Annotated in this window: 3 protein-coding genes; 1 reads left to right on the forward strand and 2 read right to left on the reverse strand. The window is 70.6% G+C overall.

Features of this window, described 5'->3' with window-relative positions; translation table 11 throughout:
- Nucleotides 1-870, reverse strand: an 870-nt coding sequence (locus WA805_RS13300; RefSeq protein ID WP_425242485.1) for an MFS transporter, incomplete at its 3' end; no start/stop codon positions are given.
- A 221-nt stretch (nt 871-1,091) separates the two neighbouring features.
- On the opposite strand from WA805_RS13300, the gene WA805_RS13305 reads away from it, so the two are divergent.
- Nucleotides 1,092-1,832, forward strand: coding sequence for a sulfotransferase family protein (locus WA805_RS13305; protein WP_425242486.1), 741 nt, complete (start codon nt 1,092-1,094; stop codon nt 1,830-1,832).
- 101 nt (nt 1,833-1,933) lie between these two features.
- Here WA805_RS13305 and WA805_RS13310 read toward each other — a convergent pair.
- The coding region (locus WA805_RS13310) for an acyltransferase family protein (RefSeq protein ID WP_425242487.1) at nt 1,934-3,994 on the reverse strand (2,061 nt) is incomplete at its 5' end.

Genomic DNA, 3,994 nt, shown 5'->3' on the forward strand with positions numbered 1-3,994 from the left:
GCCCCAGCCCATCGCGGCCAGGCACAGCGCGCGGGCCCTGGGCCGGGGCCTCGCGGCCGAGATCAGGCCGCCGACCACCGCGCCGACCCCCATGACCGAGGCCATCACGCCGTAGGCGGCGGCGCCACCGCCGAAGACCTTGCTCGCCATCAGCGGCAGCGACACCGGGAACTCCCAGGCCAGCGCGCCGATGACGGCGATCATGACGAGCGGGATGAGCAGTTCGGGAGTGCCGCGGACGTAGCGCAGGCCCTGCCTGATCTGGCCGGGTTCCCTGGTGATGCGGCGCGCGGGAAACAAGTCGGCGGCGCGCATCACGGCCAGCGAGGCGAGCACGGCGCCGAACGACACGGCGTTGAGGCCGAAGCACAGCACCAGCCCGAACGCGGCAGCCACCACTCCCCCGAGCGCCGCGCCGAACACCCGCGCTATGTTCATCGACACCGAGTTGAGCGTCACGGCGTTCGGCAGGTCGTCAGGGGGGACCAGCTCCGAGATGAAGCTCTGCCGCGCCGGGTTGTCGAAGACGTTGACGAAGCCGAGCGCGAGGGCCAGCACGTAGACGGTCCACAGCCTCATCTCGTGCGTGCCGGTGAGCACGGCGAAGGCCGCGGCCAGCAGGCCTGCGGAGGCCTGGGTGACGTACAGCACCCGGCGCTTGTCGGCTCGGTCGGCGAACAGGCCGCCGGCCTGGCCGAACAGGAGTACCGGCAGGAAACGAGCCGCCGTGGTGAGCCCGAGCTGTGTTCCGCTGTGGGTTAGTCCCAGCACCAGGAACGACTGCGCCACCGTCTGCATCCAGGTGCCGCCCTGCGAGACCAGCTGGCCGAAGAAGAACAGCCGGTAGTTGCGGTGCGACAGGGATGCCATGGTGCGGGAGGCACGGTTATGGCGGATCGGCGGACGGCCCGGCTGCGTCTGGTCAGCATCCTGGACGGCTGTCACGGTCGGCTGCGCCCACTCCCATCGTTTCCTGTGCTACCTACATAAGGTTAGCTCTGCTAAGGATATTCCGAAGGGCCGGGGGTGGTCTAGGGTCTACCGGGGGTGGTCTAGGGTCCAGTAGCTGCGTTCAGGGGTACGTTGCGCCCATGGCGGTGTTCGCATTGTGGAGTGCACCGCGAGCGCGATCGACGGCTTTCTTCCGGTCGATGGCTGAGCGCGGCGATATGACCGTACTGCACGAGCCGTTCTGCAATCTAAGGGACTATGGCGAGACTGATGCCGGACCGCGAACGTTCGATTCGCCCCTGTCGCTCCTCGCCTGGCTGCGTGATGAAACGCAGCACATGAGGGTGTTCTTGAAGGACCACCCCCCGGCCGCCTGCGTCAGGGACGTGCTCGCCGACCGGCGCTTCCTCGCTGAGGCCCGGCATGCATTCCTCATCCGCCGTCCCGAGGAGATCGCAGCGTCCAGCTACGCGCTGTACCCCGGCACGAACATCACCGCGATCGGGCTGGAGAGGTTGTGCGAGGTGCAGGCCGCGGTCCGCGATGCCGGGGGGGACGCTTCGGTTGTCATCGACTCTGATGACCTCGTGGCACGACCCGGGGCGACGATGGCGGCGTACTGCGCGGCCGTTGGGCTGCCCTTCATCCCGCGGGCGCTCACCTGGCAGCCCGGTGAACGGCCTGAGTGGCGCCGGTCCGCGCGCTGGCACGCGGACGTCAGCGCCAGCTCCGGCTTCGAGCGGCGCGAGCGCGTGTACCCGCACACCGTCGAGAACTCCAGCGAGCTGGCCCGGTTCGCCGCCCACCACCGGCCGTTCTACGAGCGGCTCTACGCACAGCGGCTGGACGTGACACCGTGGGTGCAGGCCGAGAGCTCCTAGCCTGTCAGCGCTAGCACAGCCGCGAACTAGGGGCCCGGAGGGCGGGGGCGGTCTAGGGTTCCGGAGCGCGCGGGTGGTCTGGGGTCCGGGGTGGGAACGGGCTACTTCGGCAGCGGCGCGAGCGCCGTCTTCGTGAAGAAGGACCAGATGACCTGCGCGGCGCTGGGCGTGCTCCCCTGGGGCCACGGGAAGCCGTGGCCGCCGCTGTTCCACACCGCGAACCCGACTCTGGCGCCGCTCGAGCAATCAGCCCACGTGGTGAGCGTCATCGCGCTGTGCGGTGTCTTGGCGGACGACTCGCTGCACCCGTCGACCGCGCGCAGCGCGGCGACCTGCACGGTCGCGGGCGGCGACTCCCTGCCCTTGTCGCCTGGGGCATAGGGCACGGCGGTGTCGTCGAGCGCGGCGATCTGCAGGATCGTCAGCGAGCGGCTGACCACGCAGCCCGGGTCGGGATCCGCCTTCACCACCGCCGTCCCGTCGAACAGGCCGGGCGCGCTGCACGCCAGCTTGTAGGCGAGGCGGCCGCCGTTGCTGTACCCGACCACGTAGATCGGGTGCCTATGGCCGGGGTCCACGGCCGCGACCAGCGACGTGATGAACGCGACGTCGTCGACGTCGTGCTGCGCCGCCTGGCCGCAGCAGCCGCCCGCGTTCCACGACATCTTGTATCCCACCGGGTAGACCAGCTCCGCCTGGCCCGTGTTGACGTAGGGCGTCAGGTAGTCCCGCTTGACCTCGTAGCTAACCGGGGCGGCGATCCCGGAGAGCACCACGATGACCGGCGCGGAATCGGGCAGCGCGGCGACCGGGCCGATCACCTCATAGCTCCGGGTCATGGTGCCGACCTTCATCGAGTACGTCGCCGTGTACGTCGTCCGCTGCAGCTCGCTGATGATGTTCGCGCTCGCGAACGACGCGACGCCGAACGTGCACACGAACGCGACGGCCAGGATCAGCGTCCGGCGCGTCAACGTTGCCATCAGCCTCGGCCTCCACAGTCCCCGGCGATCACCTGCCGGACGGTACTCGCGCCCGGTGAGCAGCAGGCTCAGCGGCGTGCGGCGTGCCGCCGAGGCGATCAGCCACGACGCCCCGTACACGACAGGCACGGCGACGCAGAGCAGCGCCAGCAGTTCGAGCACGGCCGGCGCGCCGCGCACCGCGGCCAGCACGCCGACGGCGCCAGCCACGTACAGCAGGCCCTGCAGCACGAGCGGATGTGCCAGGTAGATGCCGAACGAGCTCGCCGAACCCGCCGCGAAGAACTTCCGGTGCGGCGCCCCCCGGTCGCTCCACAGCAGCCCGCCGGCCAGCAGCGCCCACCCGAACGCCAGCGCCTCCACCACCACGACCGGCTGGAACACCGCGCTGGCCGCGGCCGGCGTCGCGCCGCCCAGGTAGATCTCGGCGAAGTAGGCGCCGAGCCCGGCCACGACGCCGATCCCGGCGACCAGGGACACGGTCCGCGCCGAGGCGTGCCGCCGGGTGAAGGCGCAGATCTGCTCGAAGTGCCAGCCGGCGATCGCCCCGCCCACCACGTACAGCACGTAGCTGTCCAGCCAGACGCCTGACCCCGCGCCATTCAGCCACTCGGCAACCGGGCCGGTGCGCACCAGGTGGTGCTGCAACGCGGCGGTCAGCGCCAGCTGGTACACGCAGGCGGCCGCGAACAGCGCCACGTGGTGGCCCGCGGTCTTGCGCAGCACCCAGCGCAGCACCGGGAACAGCAGGTACACCTGCATGGTGACCAGCAGGAAGTACATGTGGTACCGGGCGCCCGCGTGCAGCAGGTCACGGGCGAACGCGGCCGGGAACGGCCCGCGGCCCGGGCCGTCGAACGCGTAGTAGATCAGGCTCCACGCCACGTACGCGGGCACGACCAGCCAGTACCGCCGCCGCCAGAACCGCAGCCAGCGCACCTGCCCGCGGTGCCCGTAGTTGTAGGTCAGCACCAGCGCGGTCAGCAGGAAGAACAGCTCGCGGCTCGTGTGGAAGATCGTGGTGACCGCGCCGAGCACCACGGTGACCTGGCCGCCGCCGAACGCCAGCGTGTGCACGCCGACCACGAACGCCATGATGACCAGGCGGATCAGGTCGAAGGCGACCACGTGCGGCCGGGCTGCCCGGGGCGCCGGGGGCGCTGGGGGCGCCGGGGATGC

The organism is Trebonia sp. (genome assembly GCF_049794275.1).
GTDB lineage: Bacteria > Actinomycetota > Actinomycetes > Streptosporangiales > Streptosporangiaceae > Trebonia.